This window comes from Endozoicomonas sp. ISHI1 (genome assembly GCF_024606225.1).
In the GTDB taxonomy this organism is placed as follows: Bacteria; Pseudomonadota; Gammaproteobacteria; order Pseudomonadales; family Endozoicomonadaceae; genus Endozoicomonas_A.
In genome coordinates, this window is sequence record NZ_JAGRPU010000033.1 from 1 (window position 1) to 21,802 (window position 21,802).

Genomic DNA, 21,802 nt, shown 5'->3' on the forward strand with positions numbered 1-21,802 from the left:
TAATTTCTGATTCAACCACTTGGCGGCCAGCGTTTCAGCGATAAAGCTGAGCTGTGTTTGAGTGGCGATGGTGTTCCCTTCGACACCATCATGCCGTGTCTGAAATTCTGACCAGAAGGCATTGGGATCACAGGCCTCATAAACGACCATTGACATGTGATTCAGCAAAGTGGCAACGAGCGGGTCAGCTCCGGGAGCATCGGCTAAAGTGGCAGGTTTGCCAGAAGTCCGGGGTAATGGTGACGAATTGATTATCGATTGCCTGATTAACAGGATGACACCGTCATCGTCATAAAAGATGTTCTGACCCGGCAAGTCTGAGTCAGCAAAGATAATGCGAATATTCCGGTGTATATGGTGCGGAAATAAATCTGACTGTTCTATTAACCAGAAGGCTCTGCCAATGGCTGTCTTGACAGCACTGATGTGCGCAGGCGTGGCAAAAGCCGACCCTGGCCGATCTATCGACAGAGTGATTTTAAACGAATCGGTATCAACAGTGGCCGAGTAAAACCAGCCATCGCTGGTCTCAAGCCACTGTCTTTCGGGAGGACGATTGGTAGGATTCGTATCAGTTTGATTGGCAGGCATACGTGAAGCTCTCCGGAACTAACAGGTAATTCAGGACTGGGCTGATTCCATTACGTTGCGGCGTCGGCGCTCAGGAGTGGGACATACAACGCACCGTGCGCCGCTTGTGTCGTTGTTATCAGCTAGCGCTTATCGTAGTCAAAGGTTGAGGAGTCGTCAGGTTTTGTATCATTCCCTGGCTGGCTGACGACATAAACGATGGGCTCCCGTCACTGCGATTGCCTGACAGGGCACTGAGGTCTTGCACCAGACGCTGGAAGTGCCGGTTCAGCTCTGTGTCGTTCAGGCTTGCCACCCCTTTCTGCTCACTCTTTACCATATCCGCGTCATTGTCGTTTTTCCCGCCTCCGGCCAGGCTGCTCAGGTAATTCACCAGCCGTTGTCCCCTGCGGATGATCCTGTTCAGAAAGCTGAGGGCTCCGTGATCTCCACCGCGACTGTCGTCTACGGCCAGTGCGCTCTGGTTGCTGTTGATCACCGCCATGGGGCTCAGGCTGACTTGTCCTCCTTTAAAGTGCAGGCTGGACAGTACGTCCGTTTTCACCAGCGCCAGCGTCTGGTTAGTGTGGGTGTTGATGATCCTGACGGTCTGGCTCCCGAGGGGCAGGGAGCTGTTGCTGTGGGCGAGGTGGCTGCTGTTGTTGCTCTGCTGCTCGTCACACTGACTGAAATCCACCTGCTCCGCGGTCAGGTCGGTAAAGAACAGTGCAGTGCTGTTATGGCCAGACAGCAGGCGTAAATCCGCCTTTGACCCGGACGACAGGAGGACATAATGCTTGCCATGGCCGTCTATTGTTCGGGCCGGTCTGCATGCCCGCAGGTCATAGACGTCATGGCCAACCCCACCGGCCAGGGGGCGGGTCCAGTCCACGATGGCTTGCCACAGGCTGCTGTTGCCGGGTGCTTCCAGCCTTCGGTTGTCACATCGATCGCTCCGTGTCCAGTTTGCCAGCACGTTTGGCCTTGCGGCTGTGTTTCCGGACGTCCCCAGCAGCAGCAGGTCATTACCGCCCCGCCCCGGGAAAGACCACTGCCGTGCATTGGCACTCACATACAGGACGTTATTACGGTCATTGCCCCTTGCTCTGTTGCCTGTGGCAGACGAGCTGATCACGGCGGGTATAAATGGCAATGGACGGTAACGGCTGTCGGGTTTCGGCCCTCTCACCTGAACACTGCCGGGTTCCCAGCCACACTGCCCTGTGCCAGTAATAAACACTCGTCGCATTATATGTATAGGGTTTAATGGCTCCAGCGTCAGTCTAATGCCGTCCATAGCCCGGTGTGTGACGATTTTTACTGGCCGGTCTTGCTCTTGCTGGATGTACAGGGGATTGCTGGCTGTGGCGTGGATGAATCGAAGGCGATCCGTCCGGTTGCCCACCGTTAATGGCATCACCACTCCCTGATCAGAGAGCATCACTCGTGCCGCCAGGTCGAATAATGGCAGCTCAAGGTCAATGAACGCCAGCGTCGTCGGTTGCAGGAAGTGGTTGTTCATTTTGGCCCAGACTTCCTGGATCTCGATCTCAGCGTCGCCTGTCGTAAACCGGGTAGACAGGACCAGTCTCTCGTCTCGGCGAGTGGCACGGAAGAGGAAGGCCGGTAAATTCAGTTCTATGCGGGTTTGTGCCTGGTCATGAACAGCGGTTTTTTCTCCAGCAAGTCCGGGATGGAGGATGATTCGGGCAAAAAACGACAGGTCGGTCTCATCCAGTTGAATCACATCCGAACCACCCTGGCCCTCCACCACGACCCCAAACCGTTGGCGATTGCCCTCCTTGACAAAGGCTACCTGGTGCTCGCGGTAGTAAGTGTCCAGCTGCAACGCTTTCAGGCTGATCCGGTCGGCTCCGGATGTCCCTGACAGCAGCAGGCCCTCAGCCATCACGGCCACCCTGTCAAAGGTGCCCAGGGACTGATAGCCCATGGGGTTGATCTGGTAAAGCATTTGGTGGTTTGGGCTATAAACAACCGTAGCCGTAGGCTGAAGGAACCAGAAATTTCGGGAGATGTTTTTTTTCCAGACGCCGGTGGTTTGTCCAATCAGTTGCTGAAGACCATGCTCCTTGTCAGGCAGGCCGAACAACAGTCTCTGTTGACCAGAATGCCTGCCCCAGTACTCCACCCAGGCCACCTGGGTTGAGGTATAGCCGGGGCGAAGTTTGAGAGCGATCAGTCTGGTGTCGGCCCGCCGTCGAACGCCCATTGGCACGGATCTCAAAGCCCGGTTGAAATCCAGCCAGGTCCGGTAGCTTGGGTCACCGGAGGCTTTTCTGGGCCCCATCAGGCTGAGGTCCAGCGCCACCAGGGCCAGATGTTTCCGATTGGCCAGGTATTCAGCCTGCGGGGTCCGAATTTGCCATGCCTTGGCACCGGGTTTCCACTGGTAGTGTCCTCGCAATTCGATGCCGTCCGGCAAGGTGTAACGGCAGGGAATGGAGAGCAGGGCATTAAACTCGCTGGGTATCCCGGTCAGAACGGCACCAGCCTTCCCGCAAAAGGGATGACCTTTGGTACCCTGATCAGGCCGGGTAAAAAACTGGAAGGCCTGCTTTTTGCGGGTATCTGAGAGGGCGAGCAGCTGACCGTCTTCATTGACATTGACCATAATCTGGAATCGGTCGCGGGTTTTAGCCGCCAGCAGGGTGTCATCGTCCGGTAAGTACCAGAAATCCAGTTCCCTTAAGGGGCTTAACAGGGTGTGGTTGGTGACCGGTGTTGTCAGGGGCAGTGGCAACAGACCCACCGTTGCTGAGAACTCCTGCCGGGCCTGTGCCACCTTAGTGCGCAACTGTCCCTTGAGGTCACTGATGAACACCTGGGCACTGGCGTTGGTCCAGGCCGTGTCGGGGTGGTCCAGGGTTACTTTGGCGAAGACCAGATTGACCAGTTTGCTCAGATCCAGGCTCGTCATCGCCACGCCGGATCGTGGGGTGAACTGGCGCACACTCAGGGTATCGTTAGACTTGGCGACGGTCTGCCCGGTGGCCTTGACTTGCCAGTGCGCAAAGGATTTTGATTCCACCGGCAGGATTTTGCTGACCAACCGGGTGTTGTCCCAGGTCTTGTCCGGTATCCATAGCTGGAAGCCACTGTGGGTATCGGCCAGGAGACTGCCGGAGTGCGCCTGCACACGGGAAAAGACCCGGTGGCTGGCCATCTCTGCCACCGTCCGCTGCTCGCCCGCCGGGCGGATCACCTGCAAACCGGAGCTCAGCCGCTGGATGCCCGCAGGGCGATTTACGTCGGTGCTCAGGTAATACAGGTTGCCGGAATGCTGACTGAATAAAAGGTAGTAGATCTGCTGGCCCACTACCTTGTGCACTGGCAGGTGGTTCTTGTGCAGTTGCTTCTGGACAGGCTCACTGATCTGCAGAAGACTGCTGCCGTCGTCCCCATAGATCAGCCGACCGCCGTCCAGCAGGCTGCTCAGGAAGGCAATATAGGTTTGGGTGGACCCGTCATAAAAACCGGCCCGCAGGATACGTCGACTGTCGTAACTGTCGACGACCTGAAAGGGAATCAGCCCTTTGTCTGTTGCCGCTATGGGGGTAGCGCTGAGCTGGCTATCCAGAGCCTCTGCCGCAATCACACGGTGAGCCAGCTGACCGGATCGGGTGGCCGTCAACAGGTAATAATAGGGGGCCTCAAACACCAGCAATTGGGAGTCATCTTTGCCCGGCACTGTCCTTGATACCTTGCGACCAAACACGGCGCCCTGCTCGCTGGCGTCAAACTCACGAAAATGCCGGATGCCCTGGTTCAGGGCACTGGCGTTCCTGAATAACACCTGACTGTTGACGGAGTCAAAAAAATAGTAGCCGATGGTCGGGTTCCCCTGTACCGGTTGTAACCGGTCATTGGGGACGATGAGCTGGATTTCCTTATGGTGACGGGTATCGTACCAGAGCTTCACCCGGTCTAGCTTATCCCAATCAGTTTTGGCCAGTCCCAGCTTGTTGGGGAAACAGGAATAGGGTGTTTCAAGATATTCTTCGGCCTTTTTTTGACAGTACTTCTGGTATTCCAACCATTGCGGGTTCAGCTTAGACACGCTTCCGGGTGTTACATCACGGAAACCGATCACCACCCGCCCGTGAGGTCTGATCCACTGCACTGGCGCCCCGTCCATGCAGCGTGCAAGGAACGAAGTGTTGCATTGCTTCAGTTCCAACGGCAGAAACCGGCTGGCAGCGGTGTTATGGGCCGTCATTCTGAGCAGTTTCTGTGCCCTTGGCCCGCTGTTATTCAGTTCGCTATTGTCGTATAAGCGGTGAATCACTTTGCGATCCACTTCGCGATCCACTTCGCGATCTGGTGGCAGCCACTCAAATCGTGCGTTAGCATTCTGGACTATTACTCTGTAGGGGGCGTCCGGTGTCGGGGCAGGAAACTGGAAACGGGTCTCACCCAGTGTGAGTGTCCAGGTTTTTTTGTTCTGGTCCAGCCTGGATGAACAGCGTTGCTTCCAGCCGCCCCCGGCAAGGCAGCTATAGGGGAGCGGCCCATTGTAGTTCAATACCCAGGTAGAGGCCGTCTTGCCACGGGGGTGAATGCGGATGAAGTGACCACCGTTGGACATCAGGAGGTAGGTGTTGCCAGCCCCTTCAGGGCTGTACAGGTCGTAACTCAGCAGCCGGGTGAATTCGGCAGAGATCTTGCTAAAGACGATGATGTAATTTCTTTTATCTAAATCCAGGCGGCTGCGTGAGGAAAGGTACTTGAAGTCGCCCGCACGGGTGAACATCTGGCCAATGTATTTATCTGTGTGGACGATTGTACGTTTAGAACTAAAGTGTTCCCCGCGATATTGGGTGAGCCTGATGTTTTTCACCTTTTTCTGGTATAACCGTTGCAGCTTGTCATTGCCGACGGCATCCAGAAATTTCGCTCCGGGAGAACGGCTGTCTGGCGCACTCCCTCGAGAGGTCTGGTCAAATTGGTCGTATAAGAGCTTGACCTGCCACTCGGGCACAGAAGGCATTAAAATCATCTTTTTGTCGGCCATCTGATCCAGGTTGTGGAACACCCCGTTTCTGCATTGGTACCCGATTAAACGCGACTCTGTCCGGCACAATGTCTTCAGGGCATCCTCGATCAGGTTAAAGGGAACCTTGGAGTACTCCAACCGGTTGATGTCGCTGGCGCATTCATGGACGGGGCCGTTCTTTACATAGGTCGTATCCTTACACTTGGCCCAGTCGTTTTTTTTCCCGGCGATGAAGGTTTGCGAGAATGAGAAGCCGCCCCCGAAGGTCAGGGTCCGGTTCACCAGGTCGATGGACTTGATGTTCAGGGTCAGGAGATTTTTGCCATCCCCGCTCATCAGAGCATTGAGGGTCTGGTTTTTGGCCAGGAAGCTTGTGGGGTCCAGTTGGGCGTGAATCGGGTTAAAGATGTGGACCGCCTTACCCGAGGCGTCCCGTAATTTTTTATAGATCAGCTTGTTTAACTTCCTTTGATAATGTCGATTAAAAATACCCCTGACGAAGTGCATGATACCGTCAATGATGAACCCGGCAGGTCCGGCCAAATCTGAAAGGATGGAGACAGCGGTATCCACCGACTCGAAGATCACCCTGGATTCCATGAGTTTCTTGACTTCAGGGTCTTTTTCTTTCTCATATTCCATCACGGTCAGGGTGAGACTGCCTGCTGACACGCCGAGACCCAGAACGGGTAAAAAATGTCCAGCTTTTTTACCCAGCACCTTGGCCCTTTTCAGCCCCCCGGACAACTTGCCCGAATGGGTACCGGGTAGCTTTGGCGCGGTCTGGCTGGAAGAAAATGGCTGCTTGAAGGTTGGGGTGAACAGCTTGAGCCCCTTTACCCCAAGAGAGGTCAGGTCAGCCCCTTCCAATGTCACTGCGGCATAAAAAAGTGTCTGGCGCCCGATATGAATCTGCCGTTCGGTGTCCGTCATATTCTGGGTCGGAGTGTTTTTGTAATGATGTCCCACGGGGGCAATCCCGGCGATCAGGTCGTGAAGACCTATAAAAGACCTGAGTCTTTCCAGACCGCCGGTGGCTGTTTTTTTCCCTTTGACCTGCGATGGTGATGGACGACCGGCATTCTGGAGAAAGCCCTGAAAGCGCTTAAAGGCTGCGGACGTAAAGTGGATGTTCTTTCGGGCCAGGGTATCGGGCTCCATAAAGTCCATGCGCCAGCCCTGGCCATCCCGACGGAGGGTATCCAGCATGGGAAGGATGTTATCGGGGAGTGAGTGCCGGGTTTTAAGGCCTTTGAGGGTGGTGTCAAAATCCAGCAGTCGCTGCCTGAATTCGCTTCGTTCCCTGGCGACAGCGGATAGACTGTTCACCGTATCTGTCTGGGGCTCCGCGGGCACTGAAAGGCGGCTGGACGGCAAATTCCGGAGGGCTTTTGAACCCGTTGGCCGGGGTGGTATCAGCACTTTGGTTTCGCCGGGAAACAGCCAGTACTCAGGTCGTCCGGTGGCCGGGGAGCGCAGCACCAGGGCTCCTATTGCCGGGCGGTCCTTTGGCATCAGGCGCTTGGTATCCCTCACCAGTCTTTTGAAAACAGAATTGCTGTGGCTCTGGGGCTCGATCACCAGCTTGCCCACCAGGGGCTTGCCGTTAGCAGGCGCGCGGGCGATGAAGGTTTTCAGGGCATTCAGGACGTTGATTCCACTGGAATGGTTGCTACCGGGAAGATCACTGACGGTCAGGCTGCTGATGTGGCTGTCAGCGGTGAAATCTTTGACCAGTGTCGTCAATGCCCGGGTGATCAGTCTGGCTGGCTGGCCTATCACAGTGACCTGGTTGCCGTCTCCCCCGGCAATGGCCGACTGCACCCGGCCCTCGGGAGTGAGCAGCACATAACCGTAAGAGGGAGTGGCTTTCAGCAACAGGGGCTGGCCACTCAGAGTCCCGGCTTTTATTTGTTGTTGGGCCCGGGTAAACGAGGCGTTGTCCAGGGCAATGACGTAGTGCTTGCCCCGGGTGCGTGCCAGGTCTGCCTTGCCTTCCTTGCGACGGAGGTCTGTGTAAAATATCTGAAGCCGCGAGAGCGTCGAATCGTTGGCAGTATCAAGCAGGGCGATATCGGTGGTGCGGTCCCGGATATAGAGTTGGGTGTTAGCGTCGGACAGTAACCGGAGGGCACTGGCCAGCTCTCTAAGTCGGGCTTCACAACCGCCGGTATCGGCTGATCTTCGACGCCTGCTACAGGAGCCCGATGGCAGGTTTGTGAAAACGCTGATGTTGTTGAAATCATTTTTGTATATCGCGTTAAGCGCGGCGACATCCTTTATCTTTGTAAGATCGAGGGGGAAGATATCGTATGACGTTGCCTTTATCCGTCTTTTGAGGTTTTCGAAGGCCCTGTTCTTTGCTTCTTCACTTTGGAAGGTGTTCATTTCCCGCTCAAGCAGGTTGACTTCGTTAGATTCGGTGAAACGCCTCTCGTAGCGAGCAAGCCATTCCCTGTAAGATGAAGACAGCAGCGCCGTGCGGAGTGTGTCTTCCAAACGATCAGTTTCTTTCTTGTCCGGATTGACGAAAGCCACTTTTTCAGTCGCCGGTTGCGCAACTAATCCATGTAAGATCGCGCTTTGAAAATCATCGTGTAATGAGTAGTGTCGAGCATCTTTTCTGGGATCTTGGGGATCATAGTCGTTTGTGGACTTGCGCACCTCATCTTCCGATAGGTCAGAGGCAGATTCACCTTCGGTCGAACTATCCACTCTATTTGCTTCGAGTCCGTCATCGTTGAACTCAAGTTCGAGTATGGCTTTGACCAAAATTTCTTTGAGTCCTGAATCGATAGACTCATGTTGCAATATGGTTGCGACCAAATTCTCCTTGATACTGGCATCGATAGGCTTATTTCTGACGATGACTCCGATCAAATCCTCTTTGAGTCTGGCTTCGATAGACTCATGCTCGAGTATGACTTTGATCAAAAACTTTTTGGCTCCGGTATCGGTATTCTTAACTTCGGGTCTGGTATTGGTGTGCTCAACCTCGATTCGGGTGCCGGTAAACTTAATTCGGGGATCGAGGGAGGCCAACCCGAATCTGGCCTGGTATGCAACGATGCTCTCTTCGTTCAGGGTAAAAACAATACGGTTGAGTTCAGAATGGGGTGCATCTGCAGAGGTTGACGGCCTATCAGGATCAACGGCCGTTTGTTGAGGAATGCTTGCTGACAGCGATCCCCTAACCGCAACAGCTGAATTTGCAAAGACACCTTCTTTGGCCAACTCCCTCAGAACTTCAGGTATAACATAATCTTTTTGGCTGGCATCCAATGTACCCTCAAAACCCGGAATGTCTTGTGCAGAGTTATCAAAAAAGAATACTATGCTTTGAACGACGGTATTCTGGGGGATTGCCGTACTTAAATGCGATGTTAGCTCTGCCACTATTTCCCGTGAGTAGGAAGAAGAACGTTCATTCGATATATCGGGGAAATAAAGAGTTCCAGTGATTATGACTTTAGTGTCTCTGCCAATTTTATTGAGTGGTACGCCTTTTATTGTTTTAAGTTCTTTACTTCCCTCTGGAGCAGTTTTAACAACGTCGTACAAAACGCTATTTTTTTCAGTGAGATACAGTTTATAAAGATTAGAAGACTTTGTTAAAGATTGGCCTTTATCGTTCGAGTTATCAGAAAAGTTAAGTATTATTAGTTTGTCGTAGGGTTGTTCGGGCACTATTTGTAAGTCGTCAATATCAGGGTCGTAAGACTTCCTGTTATAGAAGGGGGTGTTTGCCAAGAAGTTATCAGTTAGCTGAATTGAAGGTCTTTCTTTTAAATTTATGTTTATTAATCTTTCAAAAGCTTCGTAACCCAATTGATCGATAATGTGGTCGTCAGTCCCTTTGGTATCATCTGCCAGGGCAGTTAACATCGTTGTAACTTTATCAATGTTATCGCTGGAGACAATGACATTGCTTTCTCGATAAAAATTTTCGATCTTCTCCCTTGTTTTTGATATGAGTTCTTGTTTACTTATTGCTGACTTTCTTAAATTTTCTGCAGTTTCATGAAGGAAACGGGTTTCATCAAGTATCATTTTTAATACTGAATTTCTTGATCTGGATGTCACCATTATTGGTTGGATTGAAGCATCAAGAGATCGAGGAAAAATATTATCCTCAAAATTTACTTTTTTATTTAAGAATAATCTATGACGGTTGCTTCTTTTTAAATTATATTCTTCCAGTTCATGGAATAGATCACCCATGCTGGTGTTCTCTATGATATCTTTGATCCGATTAAACTCTTCCTTCGGAAGGATTGTGTCGTATCTATCAAAATAAGGAGCAGGGTCTGTAATCATTCCATCTGAAAACATTTTTTCTAAAAGAGCACGTATCTTGGCTCTGTCGAGCTCCTTTCTATCCTCATTACTTGCTGCCATCCCCGATATAGGGTTGAGCGAATCGCTTCTTTTTAGAAAGGGCTTACTCTTAAGCTTTGGCATTAGTCCTTTATCAATATATACTCCTCCAAGATCATATTCATGATACAGTCCTATAAATCTTTCGATTGTTAACGTGTTACTAAAGCCTAAACTGTACCTGATATATTGACTATTGATTTTTTCAAAATGACTGGTCTCTCTATGAACGTGAGCATTGCTGATGGATGTTTCAATTTGATTTAAGGCTGTATTGATTTTGGTCAGTTGGCTGGTAAACGCCTCCTTTACGTTATCTGAAAAATCAGATTTCTCTATATCCAGACTTTCTATGTCAGCGTCTTCACCCATAAAATGATCGACTTTTGCCCAGATGCTATCTCTCAACTGCGCAAGATCAGCAGGGTAATCTTTTTCAATAGTTATTTTGTTTCTCTCAGAAAAAAGCAGCGAATATAGAATTTTTTGGTATATCAAACGTTTGGGGGCCCATACATGGATTGTATGGTCTGTGTTCACCTTGGCCCATATTATCAGAAAACTAAACTCCCAGCCTGCAACAGGGCCGACGATAGTAACATGAATATTCTTGGGTATTTTGTTGATTGGAAGTGGCATGATAATACCTGATAGATTGAACTGCATGAATTTCGGAAGGGGCGCAATACCTGGCTTCTCAGCGGCGTGATTCAGAGGAGCTTAAATGTATAAAAATTGCAACACGCAGTTTAGTACAGGATTCAGTTACGCTCCTCTGCGAATTTGCACGCCTTTCGTGATCGAAAATGGAGGTCAACAGGGCGAATGTGTCCATACAGATGACGTTGAAAAGTGGCAGGCTGAAAGCTTATGGTTTTATTTACGTCAGGTGTTGTTTTTGTCTCCACTGTGCGAGCCAGAGTGAAGAGGACGTCCACGGATTTTCGCTGAGGCACACTGGCCTGCCGGGGATTCAGAATCGTGACAGCCTCTTTACGGTGGGGACTCTACGTTTTGGCAGGCGTTGCAAGAGTGATGATTGTGAAATAGAGGATCATGTTTGAAAGGTATTCAGTGGCAGTGTTTTGTTTCAGTGGTCCGTAGTGGACCACTGGAACAAAATGATCAGGTCACATCAATCATGGTAACACTGCCATCCGGCATCACTTCGGCCATCTGACCCTTGGGTTCTTCCATCAGGAACAGGGTTAAGAAGCCCAGTACTGCGGTGCCTGCGATAACCATAAAGAAAGTGGAGTAGTCTACCAGAGACAATACCGTCAGGTAGAAGACAGCCCCTACGTTACCATAGGCTCCGGTCATACCGGCAATCTGACCTGTCAGTCGACGTTTGATCAGGGGGACGGCTGCAAATACGGCACCTTCACCGGCCTGCACAAAGAAGGAGCAGGCCATAGCAGCAACCACAGCCAGAACCAGAGGCCAGCCGGAGTCTATGATGCTCATCATGTAGTAACCACCGGCCAGCCCTGCAGTCAGAACAAGCAAGGTGATCTTACGACCAAACTTGTCGCTCAGTAATCCTCCACCCGGACGAGACATCAGGTTCATAAAGGCATAAGCGGAAGCTACCAGACCTGCCATGACCGGATCTAATTCAAAGGTATCTGCGAAGAACAGGGGCAGCATAGAAACTACTGCCAACTCTGAGCCGAAGGTGGCGAAGTAGAGCACGTTCAGAACAGCCACCTGCTTGAACTGATACTGGTGAATGGCTGGGACAGGCTCGGAGAAAATCTGCTTGTTAACCTGCCAGACTTTCCAGGCGTCAAACAGATAGATGGCCGTCAGGCCTGCATATATAGCCGTTGAAATCCCGGCACTCAGCATGGCAACACCTTTTGGTGAAAGCTTCCAGGTCAGCAGAGCCAGTGCGGCATACATGGGTATCTTCATGATCAGCAGCAGGACAAAATCGCCCTTGCTGGTGACTTCCATGGCACCAATGTTCTTGGGCCGGAAGTAGGTGGAGCCTTTAGGGGTGTCAGTGACGTTCATGTAGAAGACGACACTGAACAGCAGGGAGATTAATCCGGTCAGGCCGATTGCGTAGCGCCAGCCATCTTCTCCACCAAAGAGCAGGGCAATGGTGGGCAGAGACATAGCGGCAGCGGCAGAACCAAAGTTGCCCCAGCCACCGTAAATCCCTTCAGCGGTACCCAGTTGGCGGGCCGGGAACCACTCAGACACCAGACGAATACCGACTACAAAGCCTGCACCAATAGTTCCCAGCATAAAGCGGGCTATGGCGGCCTGGGTGAAGTCATCCGCCAGGGCATACATAAAACAAGGAATACTGCAGATGGCCAGAAGTCCGGAATAGACTTTTCTGGGACCGTAAACATCGGTGAGCATACCAATGATGACTCGAGCCGGAATGGTGAGGGCCACGTTCAGAATCAGCAGGGTTTTAAGTTCTTCACGAGTGAGGCCCAGAGACTCAGAAATAGCCAGGGCCAGTGGCGCATGGTTAAACCAGACCACAAAGCTAATAAAGAAGGCAATCCAGCTAAGGTGCAGAATCTTGGTTTTCCCGCTAAATGAAAACAGGTTAAACGAATCGGGGTTGCTCATACATCCTCCTTGTTTAAGAGATTTCCCAATCAAAAGCAAACATCAGGCCAATATGGTAAATGCTTGAATTTAAGTTGCATTTTTATTCGTTTTTAATGAATTTTCTCTTATGTATAGGGGAGTCCTTTATTTAAGTATGCAAAGTCTCTAACTATTATTTTTCTTCTCACCAAAATGGTGCTTGTCAGCGGTTTGGTTATTTCCGGGTGCATTATTTTTGTGCAGGCACCTGGATTGCCCCGAGATATACTCCTGTTTTTTAGCGTGTTTTGAAAGTGGGCACGACAGTTGCTTAAACACAACCATCAGAAAAGAGGCTGGCTCTAATGGATGTAGTTGTTCCGGCCCAATGCGTCACATTGAAGAGGATGTCCGAGATGATCGGAAAAGAAACCCTGGTGGTAGTCGGTAATGGTATGGTCGGTCACCGCTTTCTTGAGAAGCTGGTCGACGCCGGAGGCCTGAATCGTTTCGAAGTGGTAGTGTTTGGCGAGGAAGTCCGTCCTGCCTATGACAGGGTTCATCTCAGTGAGTTTTTCACGGGGCGCTCTGCGGAGGACCTGTCTATGGTTTCTGAAGGCTTTTATGAGCAGGAAGGCATCAATCTTGTTCTTAATGAAGCCATCATATCGATAGATCGTAAGTCCTGTGAAGTAAACACGGCCAGTGGCATTACTCAAAAGTACGATCAGTTGGTACTGGCTACAGGCTCCTATCCGTTTGTTCCTCCTGTGCCCGGGCACGACCGTGAAAACTGTTTTGTCTATCGCACCATCGAAGATCTCGAAGCTATTAAGGAAGCTGCCCGTAATGGCAGAGTCGGTGCCGTTGTTGGCGGAGGTCTGCTGGGGCTGGAAGCAGCAAAAGCGCTTAAAGATCTGGGGCTGGAGACTCACGTGGTTGAATTTGCTCCTCGTCTGATGGCTGTTCAGGTGGATGACGGCGGTGGTGCCATGCTCAGACGCAAGATCGAAGGTCTGGGGGTCACCATTCATACTTCCAGAAATACCCGTCAGATTGTTGATGGTGAAGGCGCTGTTCATCAGATGCAGTTCGCTGACGGCGAACAGCTGAATACCGATATCGTGCTGTTTTCAGCAGGTATTCGCCCCAGAGACGAGCTGGCGAAAAGTTCCGGTCTGGAACTGGGTGAGCGTGGCGGTATCGTTATTGATAACGACTGTCGTACATCGGATAAACGCATTTTTGCTATTGGTGAGTGCGCCCTCTGGAGTGGTCGTATCTTTGGTCTGGTGGCACCGGGCTACCAGATGGGGCAGGTGGTTGTGGATCAACTGACAGGCAGGGACGGTAATCAGTTTTCCGGTGCTGACATGAGCACCAAACTGAAACTGATGGGCGTCGATGTTGCCAGTATTGGTGATGCCCATGGCAATACCGAAGGTTGTCTGAGCTACCAGCTGATTGATGAAGAAAAAGAAGTTTACAAAAAACTGGTGGTTTCCAAGAATAAGAAAAAGGTTTTGGGTGCTGTTCTGGTCGGTGATGCCGAAGAATATGGCAGCCTGCTGCAAATGATGTTGAATGATATGCGGCCTCCGGAAAATCCAGCCGAACTGATCCTGCCTCAGACCGATGGCTCCGCTGCAACGGGTCTGGGTGTCGCGGCTCTGCCAGAAACGGCTCAAATCTGTTCCTGCTATGACGTCAGCAAAGGTGATCTGGTTAACGCGGTGGCCGGTGGCTGCATGGACATGGGCGCACTAAAGGCTGAAACCAGTGCCGGAACCGGCTGTGGTGGCTGTACGGCTCTGGTCAAGCAGGTTCTTGATCATGAACTGACTGAGCTGGGTGTTGAGGTTAAAAAAGATATCTGTGAGCATTTCCCTCACTCCAGACAAGAACTCTATCATCTGGTCCGTGTCGGTGAATTAAAGTCTTTCGACGAAGTTCTGGCAAAGCACGGTAAGGGGCGAGGCTGCGATATCTGTAAGCCCACCATTGGCTCCGTTCTGGCTTCCTGCTGGAACGAATATGTGCTTAAAGATCAGCATGCTCAAGTGCAAGACACCAACGATTATTTCCTCGGCAACATGCAGAAAGACGGTACTTACTCCATTGTGCCCAGGGTTCCGGGGGGAGAAATTACTCCCGATAAACTGATTACCATTGGTGAAGTAGGTCGCGATTTTAACCTCTACACGAAAATCACCGGTGGTCAGCGGATCGACCTTTTTGGTGCCCGTGTGGAACAGTTGCCGGAAATTTGGAAACGGCTTGTCGATGCAGGTTTTGAAACCGGTCATGCCTACGGCAAGTCACTGCGTACCGTGAAATCCTGTGTTGGCAGTACCTGGTGTCGTTATGGGGTACTGGACAGTACCAGTATGGCCATCGCCATTGAAAATCGTTACCGGGGTGTACGCTCTCCGCACAAGATCAAAATGGCTGTCTCCGGTTGTACCCGTGAATGCGCTGAAGCCCAGAGTAAAGATGTGGGTGTTATCGCCACGGAAAAAGGCTGGAACCTTTACCTTTCTGGTAATGGCGGTATGAAGCCGCGTCATGCCGACCTGTTTGCTACCGAGCTGGATGATGAAACTCTGGTTAAATACATTGATCGTTTCCTGATGTTCTATATCCGCACCGCTGATCGTCTGCAACGTACTTCAGTCTGGATGGATAATCTGGAAGGCGGTCTTGATTACCTGCGTGAAGTGATTATCGAGGACAGTCTGGGGATCTGTCAGGAGCTGGAAAATGAGATGACCTATCTGGTGGGTACCTATCAGTGTGAATGGAAAACCACCCTCTCAGATCCTGAAAAGCTCAAACGTTTCAATCATTTTATCAACAGTGATGAAAGCGACAGTAACGTAGTGTTTGTGAACGAGCGTGATCAGATTCGTCCTGCTACCCATGACGAAAAAATCGCCCTGAAACAGCTGTAAACGAAGCGAATAATAAGGAGACATTAACCATGACTCAAGTGCCCGCAGCCAATCAAGTGCCCATAGCTAATAAAGTTTGGACAACCGTTTGCAGTGAAAGTGATCTTATTCAGAACTTGGGTGTCTGTGCTCTGGTGGAAGGCGTTCAAGTTGCCCTGTTTAAAGTAGACGACCAAGTTTATGCAGTGGATAACCACGATCCATTCAGTCAGGCCAATGTTATCTCCCGTGGTCTGGTAGGAGATCTGGAAGGGCGTCTGGTGGTAGCGTCGCCCATTTATAAACAGCACTTTGATTTAAGCACCGGTCAGTGTCTGGAAGATGAAACCGTGGCGTTAAATACTTATCCCGTAGAAGTCGTGGACCAGAGGGTCCAGGTCTCACTGGTGTCGGTCACTATCGAGGCAGCCTGATATGACAGCGGCGTTACAGGCGGCGAGCGTCAGTCGTCATCCGTCATTGAAGCGAAAGCTGCTGGTGGTGGGAAATGGCATGGGCTCAGTTCGCTTTCTGGAAAAGCTTACTGAGCAGAATAGCCGTGAGTATCAGGTCACCGTTCTTTCTGAGGAATCCTGCCCCGGGTACAACCGGATTCAGCTATCCAAGTTATTGGCAGGCAGTGTCGATCTTCAGGGTATTCAACTGCAACCTGAATCCTGGTATCGGAACCAGGATATCAGCCTGTTTTCGGGCAGCGACTATCGGGTTGATGGTCTTGATCTTGAGTTGAAGCGAGTCGAGACAGTGGGTGGTCAAAGTTTTGATTACGATCATCTGGTTCTGGCAATGGGTTCTCTACCCAATCGTATTCCTGTACCCGGAGCTGATCTGAAAGGAGTTATGGCTTTCAGGAATCTTGATGATGTTGAGCAGATGCTTACAGCTTCATCCAGACCCCGGGCAAAGGCCGTGGTAATTGGCGGCGGACTCTTGGGTCTTGAATGTGCCAGTGGCCTCGCCAGTCGGGGTATGAAGGTCACCGTGGTGGATACCATGTCCATTCCTATGGCCCGACAGCTGGATGAAAAGGCCGGAAAGCTTTTGCAGAAAGCACTGGAAGAAAAAGGTATTGAGTTCCGTTGCAGTGCCATGCTGGATTCCTATACGGGTGATGATGGAAAAGTGACCGGCGTGCAACTGAAAGATGGCGAGTGGTTACAGGCTTCGCTGGTGGTAGTGACAGCGGGGGTTCGGCCCAACATAGAACTGATCAGAGGTACTGGTCTGGCGTGTGATAGAGGTATTCTGGTGAACGACAGAATGCAAACCTCAGACCCTTCAGTAACGGCGATTGGCGAGTGTGTGCAGCTGAACAACGATCTGTTTGGTCTTGTGGCGCCGGTTTATGGGCACGCTCAGGTGGCTGTGCATCGACTGTTGGGCTCGTCGGGAGAGCGGTTTGAGCCAGTTCCGATACCAACCAGCCTGAAAGTAGACGGTATTGATCTGTTTTCCAGTGGACAGTTTGTTGCAGAAGAGAGTGATGAAGAAATCATCATTGATGCTGCAGGAGTTGGCATCTATCGAAAACTGGTGATCCGTGATAACGAGTTGAAGGGGGCTCTGCTCTTTGGCGATGCTTCAGATGGTCTCTGGTATCAGGAATTGATGGAAACAGGGCGAGATATTTCAGATATCCGCGACCAACTTATTTTCGGCAAACGTTATCTGAATGCAGATGCACTGAAACACTAAGAAATTTCCAATGAAGGAAGTATGTCTATGGCTGACAGCATCGATATATGCAATCACCCTCAGCAAGTCATCAATACGACGTGTGCCTATTGTGGTGTTGGCTGCGGTATCAAGGCGACGGTCACCGATAAAGAGCTCCATCTGGTGGATATAGAAGGCCGGAAGAACCACCCTGCTAATTTTGGACGTCTTTGTTCAAAAGGCAGTGCACTCGGAGAAACGGTTTCTCTGGAGAATCGTCTCCTGACCCCTTATATAGGTGAGCAGAGAGTCAATTGGGATGTTGCCCTGGATGAGGTTGTTTATCGACTGAAAACCACAATAGAAGAGTACGGTCCTGAAGCGGTGGCTTTATACGGCTCTGGTCAATTACTGACAGAAGATTACTATGTGGCTAACAAACTGATGAAGGGTTTTATTGGTTCCGGCAACATAGACACCAACTCACGCCTTTGTATGGCTTCTACGGTAGCAGGTCAAAAGAGGTCATTCGGTTCTGATACTGTGCCTGGTAACTATGAGGACCTTGAATTAGCCGATATGATCGTGCTGGTCGGTGCCAATACAGCCTGGTGTCACCCGGTATTATTCCAGAGAATAAGGGCTGCAAAAGAGCAGCGTCCAGACATGAAGGTGGTTGTCATCGATCCTCGTGCCACTGACACCTGTGACATCGCCGACCTGCATCTTGCTCTGAAATCAGGAACGGACACCGCTCTCTTCAATAAGTTATTTAGCTACCTTGATAAGCACAATAAGTTGGATCAGGCATACATTGATCAGCACACCCAGGGTTTTAATGAGGCTCTGAACGCCGCCAGAAAAGTAGGGAGTTTTTCAGCGGTTGCCGAACTTTGCGGGATTGATAAAGCTGCTCTCAAGCAGTTTTGTGAGTGGTTTGCAGAGACCGGAAAAGTCGTTACTGCCTGGTCTCAGGGTGTGAATCAGTCCGTTGCCGGTACCGATAAAGTCAATGCCATCATCAACTGTCACCTGATTACGGGACGTATTGGCAAGCCGGGATCTGGGCCATTGTCACTTACTGGTCAGCCAAATGCGATGGGAGGTCGGGAGGTTGGAGGCTTGGCCAATCAGCTGGCTGCTCATATGGATTTTCACACGGACGATGTGGATCGGGTCAGGCGATTCTGGAAGGCACCGAATATTGCTACATCACCGGGTAAAACAGCCGTAGATTTGTTTAATGCCATGAATAACGGCGACATAAAATTTGTCTGGATTATGGGTACTAACCCTGTGGTCAGTATGCCTGATAGCAATACGGTGATCAGTGCCCTGAAAAAGTGTCCGACGGTCGTCGTGTCTGATTGCATTGAAAAAACAGATACTTCTGAGTTTGCCCATATCCGTTTGCCCGCCGCTGGCTGGAGTGAAAAGGACGGCACGGTCACCAACTCGGAGAGAAGAATTTCGAGGCAGAGAGCTCTGTTTGAACTTTCCGGAGCCGCCAGACCTGATTGGTGGATTATTTCGAAGGTGGCAGAAAAGATGGGGTTTGGTGACGCCTTTAATTATCAGAGATCTGCTGATATTTTCCGCGAACATGCCGCTCTCTCTGCTTTTGAGAATAATTCTAAGGGGCGTACAAGAGATTTTAATATTGGTGCTGTGGCTTCCATTTCGGATGCGGAATACGAAGCACTTGATCCATTCCAGTGGCCACTGGTGACAGGACAAACGTCTACTCAGCCACATACAAGATTGTTTGCTGATGGCGGCTTTTTCACAGAAACAGGTCGGGCGAATATTGTTTCAACGGAGTTTAGGGTTTCCTACCATCAGCCCAACGCCGACTATCCGCTGTTGCTGAATACTGGCAGGGTTCGTGATCATTGGCATACCATGACGCGTACAGCACTGTCGCCCAGGTTAAGTCAGCACATTGATGAGCCTTTCCTGGAAGTTCATCCTGAAGATGCTCAGAAGTACGGGCTGGCTGACCAGGGATTGTGTCGATTGACTACAGCCTTTGATGCCATTTTGGTCAGGGTTGCTGTCACACCTTCAGTGGGTAGGGGTAATGTTTTCATGCCCATGCACTGGACACGGCAGAACAGCAAAAGCGGTCACTGTGGTGTTTTGGTGAAGCCAGAGGTAGACCCCTGGTCAAAGCAGCCGGGTTGCAAGCACACTCCTGCCTGCATTGAAGCAGTTTCTCTGAAGCAACAGGCGGTTTTACTAAGTCGCAAAAAGCAGGACTTTGAGCCGTTTGATTATGCCACAGAGGTGAAATTCCAGCAGGGGTTCCGATATGAGGTGGCAGGCCAATCCATTGATTCTACAATGCTGGAGTGTGTCGGCTCAGGCAAGGAAAGAATTGATTACACTGATCTGAAGACAGGCAGTGCCCGTAGTGCCTGGTTTGCATCTGGCCAGCTGCAGGCTCTTCTTATTGTTGGAGAGTCATTGCCCGACAGTGATCGTGTATGGCTACAGGCTGCTTTTGAAAAAGAAGATATTCCTTTTTCAGAGCGCTGGCGATTACTGGCAGGCATTCCACCGAAGGGAGAAGATACTGGCAAAGTGGTTTGTGCCTGTTTTGGTGTGGGCGAGAAAACCATCTGTCGTGTGATTGAAGAGGAAGGCTTTACTGACCCTGTCGAGGTGGGTCAGTCTTTGAAGGCAGGAACAAACTGTGGATCCTGTATTCCTGAGATTCGCAAGCTGATTACCCATACAGCAGAGTTGGTATAGACACGCACTCTGTTCGTCCCGGGCTTGTTGAAGGTCAGTGGCACTGCACTTGGACAAGCTCTGTGCGAGCGGAATCAAGCATAAGATTCGGCGGCACTAGATAATACCTGAACAGACTTCATTTTCCTCTAATATCGGATATAGATCAGCATCAGGTAATTGATAATGCCACCATTCATTTTCAAGAGCGTCGAATCCAGCCACATTCATGGCGCCTGCCAGGATTAACCTGTTTTTCTGTGCGAGCTCGGTAATCTGGTCATTGCCATGGTGAGCTAATGGGCGGAAGTCATCCAGCTCTGTGCCCATTTCCAATGTATGTCCGAACTGATCAACCAGCGTGAGATCAACAGCTATCCCTCTGCAGTGGGTACGTAACCCGGTTTTCGGGTGGGACACATATTGAGGGTCCGGTACACATTGAAAGAGTTCCTGCTGGGCTTCCAGTGGGCGATAGGCATCCCATATTTTTAATTTGAGCCCCATGGGTTGAAGAACTTCAATGGCGTTTTGCAATCTGTTGGCGGCTTCTTCGTGCATCAGGCACAGAGGTTTTTTATAAACCTGCTTACCAGTGAAGTTCCTCGTGGTAGCGTAAACTATCTCGAGCAAAAGATCGTGACTTTGTGGTGTGACTTCAACCAGTGAGTGCGAGTTCTTCATAAATTAATCTGGCCTTCAGATATTTTTAACGCAGGGTAAGGATAATTGTCTGGAAAGCTCTTAAGATTCGGGCTTTACAGGTTTCAAAAGGTTGACAGCCAGAGCTGTTACCAGTGCACCGGCGATGGTGGCCAGAATATACCAGGGGCGACCATCGACAACCGGCAGAACGATCCAGCCACCCCAGGGAGCATGATTGATGACTTCGGCCATGAATCCTATTACATTGCCGGTAATTCCTCCCAGAACTATGGCGGGTATGACTCGTATTGGGTCAGCAACAGCAAAGGGGATTGCTCCTTCTGATATGCCTATCATACCCATAGCCAGAGCAGCCTTGCCAGCCTCTCGCTCTTCAGCAGAGTATTTCCCGGGGGAGAGCAGGGTGGCCAGCCACATACCCAAAGGTGGGGTGCAAATGGCCACCCCGACACCACCCATTAGATAGGGGTGATCTTGTATCTGAGTTTGAGCGAACAGGGTGGCGACTTTATTGATAGGACCGCCCATGTCAAAAGCGGTCATGCCGCCAAGAATGGCGCCAAGTGAAACCTTGGATAATCCCTGAAGACTATAGAGCCACTCGTTCAGGTGATTCATCATATTGGCGATGGGTTGTCCAATTACCCAAATTACCAATGCTGAGGTCAGAAACGTGCCTGCCAGAGGGTAGATAAAGATGATAGCAATAGGTCGCATGGTCGGTGGAAAGGGGATTTTCTTGAGGGCATTAACAATATAGCCTGCAATGAGTCCTACAATCATTGCTCCCAGAAAGCCACAACCGAACTGACCTGCCAGCCAGGCTCCAATCATCCCGGGTGCCAGAGCGGGACGGCTGGCAATGGACCAGGCTATATAGCCTCCGAGTACGGGGATAAAGAGGGTAAAGCCAGCAACCCCCATGTCCCACACATCTTTGAGTAAACCGGACTCCGGGGGTTCTCCTCTACCATGCAGCATGACAGACAATGAAAGAAGGACGCCTCCAGCCACCACGAAGGGAATCATATGGCTAGTACCTGTCAGCAGGTGGGACCTGAGCGTAATGAGCTCTGCTTTTACGCTATTCATCAATCTTACCCATTTTAGTCAATAATGCCTTCTGGTGTGCCTGACTGCCAGGATCTTCGGGTTTGGTCAACAGGCCCGGGAGCGGGTGGCTTTGTGTGATTCCGGATCATTGAATTTCGGTGTTTATCATCATTCAGACAGAAATGGCCAGAGAAACCATTTCTGAAAGGATTGGGTCTCATGGGTA

The 21,802-nt window shown here is 50.8% G+C and carries 10 protein-coding genes; 4 read left to right on the forward strand and 6 right to left on the reverse strand.

What is annotated here, in order from left to right:
- From KBW69_RS18080 to KBW69_RS18090, 3 genes are all read right to left on the reverse strand, one after another.
- Window positions 1-591: hypothetical protein (locus KBW69_RS18080; RefSeq protein ID WP_257281760.1), on the reverse strand; the 591-nt coding region annotated here is incomplete at its 3' end.
- A gap of 118 nt (window positions 592-709) precedes the next feature.
- Complete coding sequence (locus KBW69_RS18085; RefSeq protein ID WP_257281761.1) at window positions 710-10,600, reverse strand: hypothetical protein; 9,891 nt, start codon at window positions 10,598-10,600, stop codon at window positions 710-712.
- 486 nt (window positions 10,601-11,086) lie between these two features.
- The gene (locus tag KBW69_RS18090) at window positions 11,087-12,556 is read right to left on the reverse strand and encodes a NarK family nitrate/nitrite MFS transporter (protein ID WP_257254658.1); all 1,470 of its coding nucleotides are present in this window, start codon (window positions 12,554-12,556) and stop codon (window positions 11,087-11,089) included.
- 377 nt (window positions 12,557-12,933) lie between these two features.
- Here KBW69_RS18090 and nirB point away from each other — a divergent pair, with 377 nt between their 5' ends.
- The 4 genes from nirB to KBW69_RS18110 are packed head-to-tail and all read left to right on the forward strand — an operon-like array spanning window position 12,934 to window position 19,878.
- Window positions 12,934-15,468: a nitrite reductase large subunit NirB gene (gene nirB / locus KBW69_RS18095; protein WP_306670909.1), complete on the forward strand. Its 2,535-nt coding sequence runs from the start codon at window positions 12,934-12,936 to the stop codon at window positions 15,466-15,468.
- A 29-nt stretch (window positions 15,469-15,497) separates the two neighbouring features.
- Window positions 15,498-15,881, forward strand: coding sequence for a nitrite reductase small subunit NirD (gene nirD, locus KBW69_RS18100; RefSeq protein WP_257254657.1), 384 nt, complete (start codon window positions 15,498-15,500; stop codon window positions 15,879-15,881).
- Window position 15,882: 1 nt separating this feature from the next.
- Window positions 15,883-17,163 carry an NAD(P)/FAD-dependent oxidoreductase gene (locus KBW69_RS18105; RefSeq protein WP_257254656.1) on the forward strand — a complete coding sequence of 427 codons (1,281 nt, stop codon included), beginning with the start codon at window positions 15,883-15,885 and terminating at the stop codon, window positions 17,161-17,163.
- A gap of 27 nt (window positions 17,164-17,190) precedes the next feature.
- A complete protein-coding gene (locus KBW69_RS18110; RefSeq protein WP_257281762.1) occupies window positions 17,191-19,878 on the forward strand; it encodes a nitrate reductase in 2,688 nt (895 codons plus the stop codon).
- A gap of 96 nt (window positions 19,879-19,974) precedes the next feature.
- On the opposite strand, the gene ddpX is transcribed toward KBW69_RS18110, so the two are convergent.
- From ddpX to KBW69_RS18125, 3 genes are read right to left on the reverse strand one after another with little or no spacing between them, the layout of a single operon-like run.
- Window positions 19,975-20,541, reverse strand: coding sequence for a D-alanyl-D-alanine dipeptidase (gene ddpX / locus KBW69_RS18115; RefSeq protein ID WP_257254654.1), 567 nt, complete (start codon window positions 20,539-20,541; stop codon window positions 19,975-19,977).
- A gap of 60 nt (window positions 20,542-20,601) precedes the next feature.
- Window positions 20,602-21,615, reverse strand: coding sequence for a PTS fructose transporter subunit EIIC (locus tag KBW69_RS18120; RefSeq protein ID WP_257254653.1), 1,014 nt, complete (start codon window positions 21,613-21,615; stop codon window positions 20,602-20,604).
- 14 nt (window positions 21,616-21,629) lie between these two features.
- Window positions 21,630-21,797, reverse strand: coding sequence for a hypothetical protein (locus KBW69_RS18125; RefSeq protein ID WP_257254652.1), 168 nt, complete (start codon window positions 21,795-21,797; stop codon window positions 21,630-21,632).
- Window positions 21,798-21,802 lie beyond the last annotated feature (5 nt).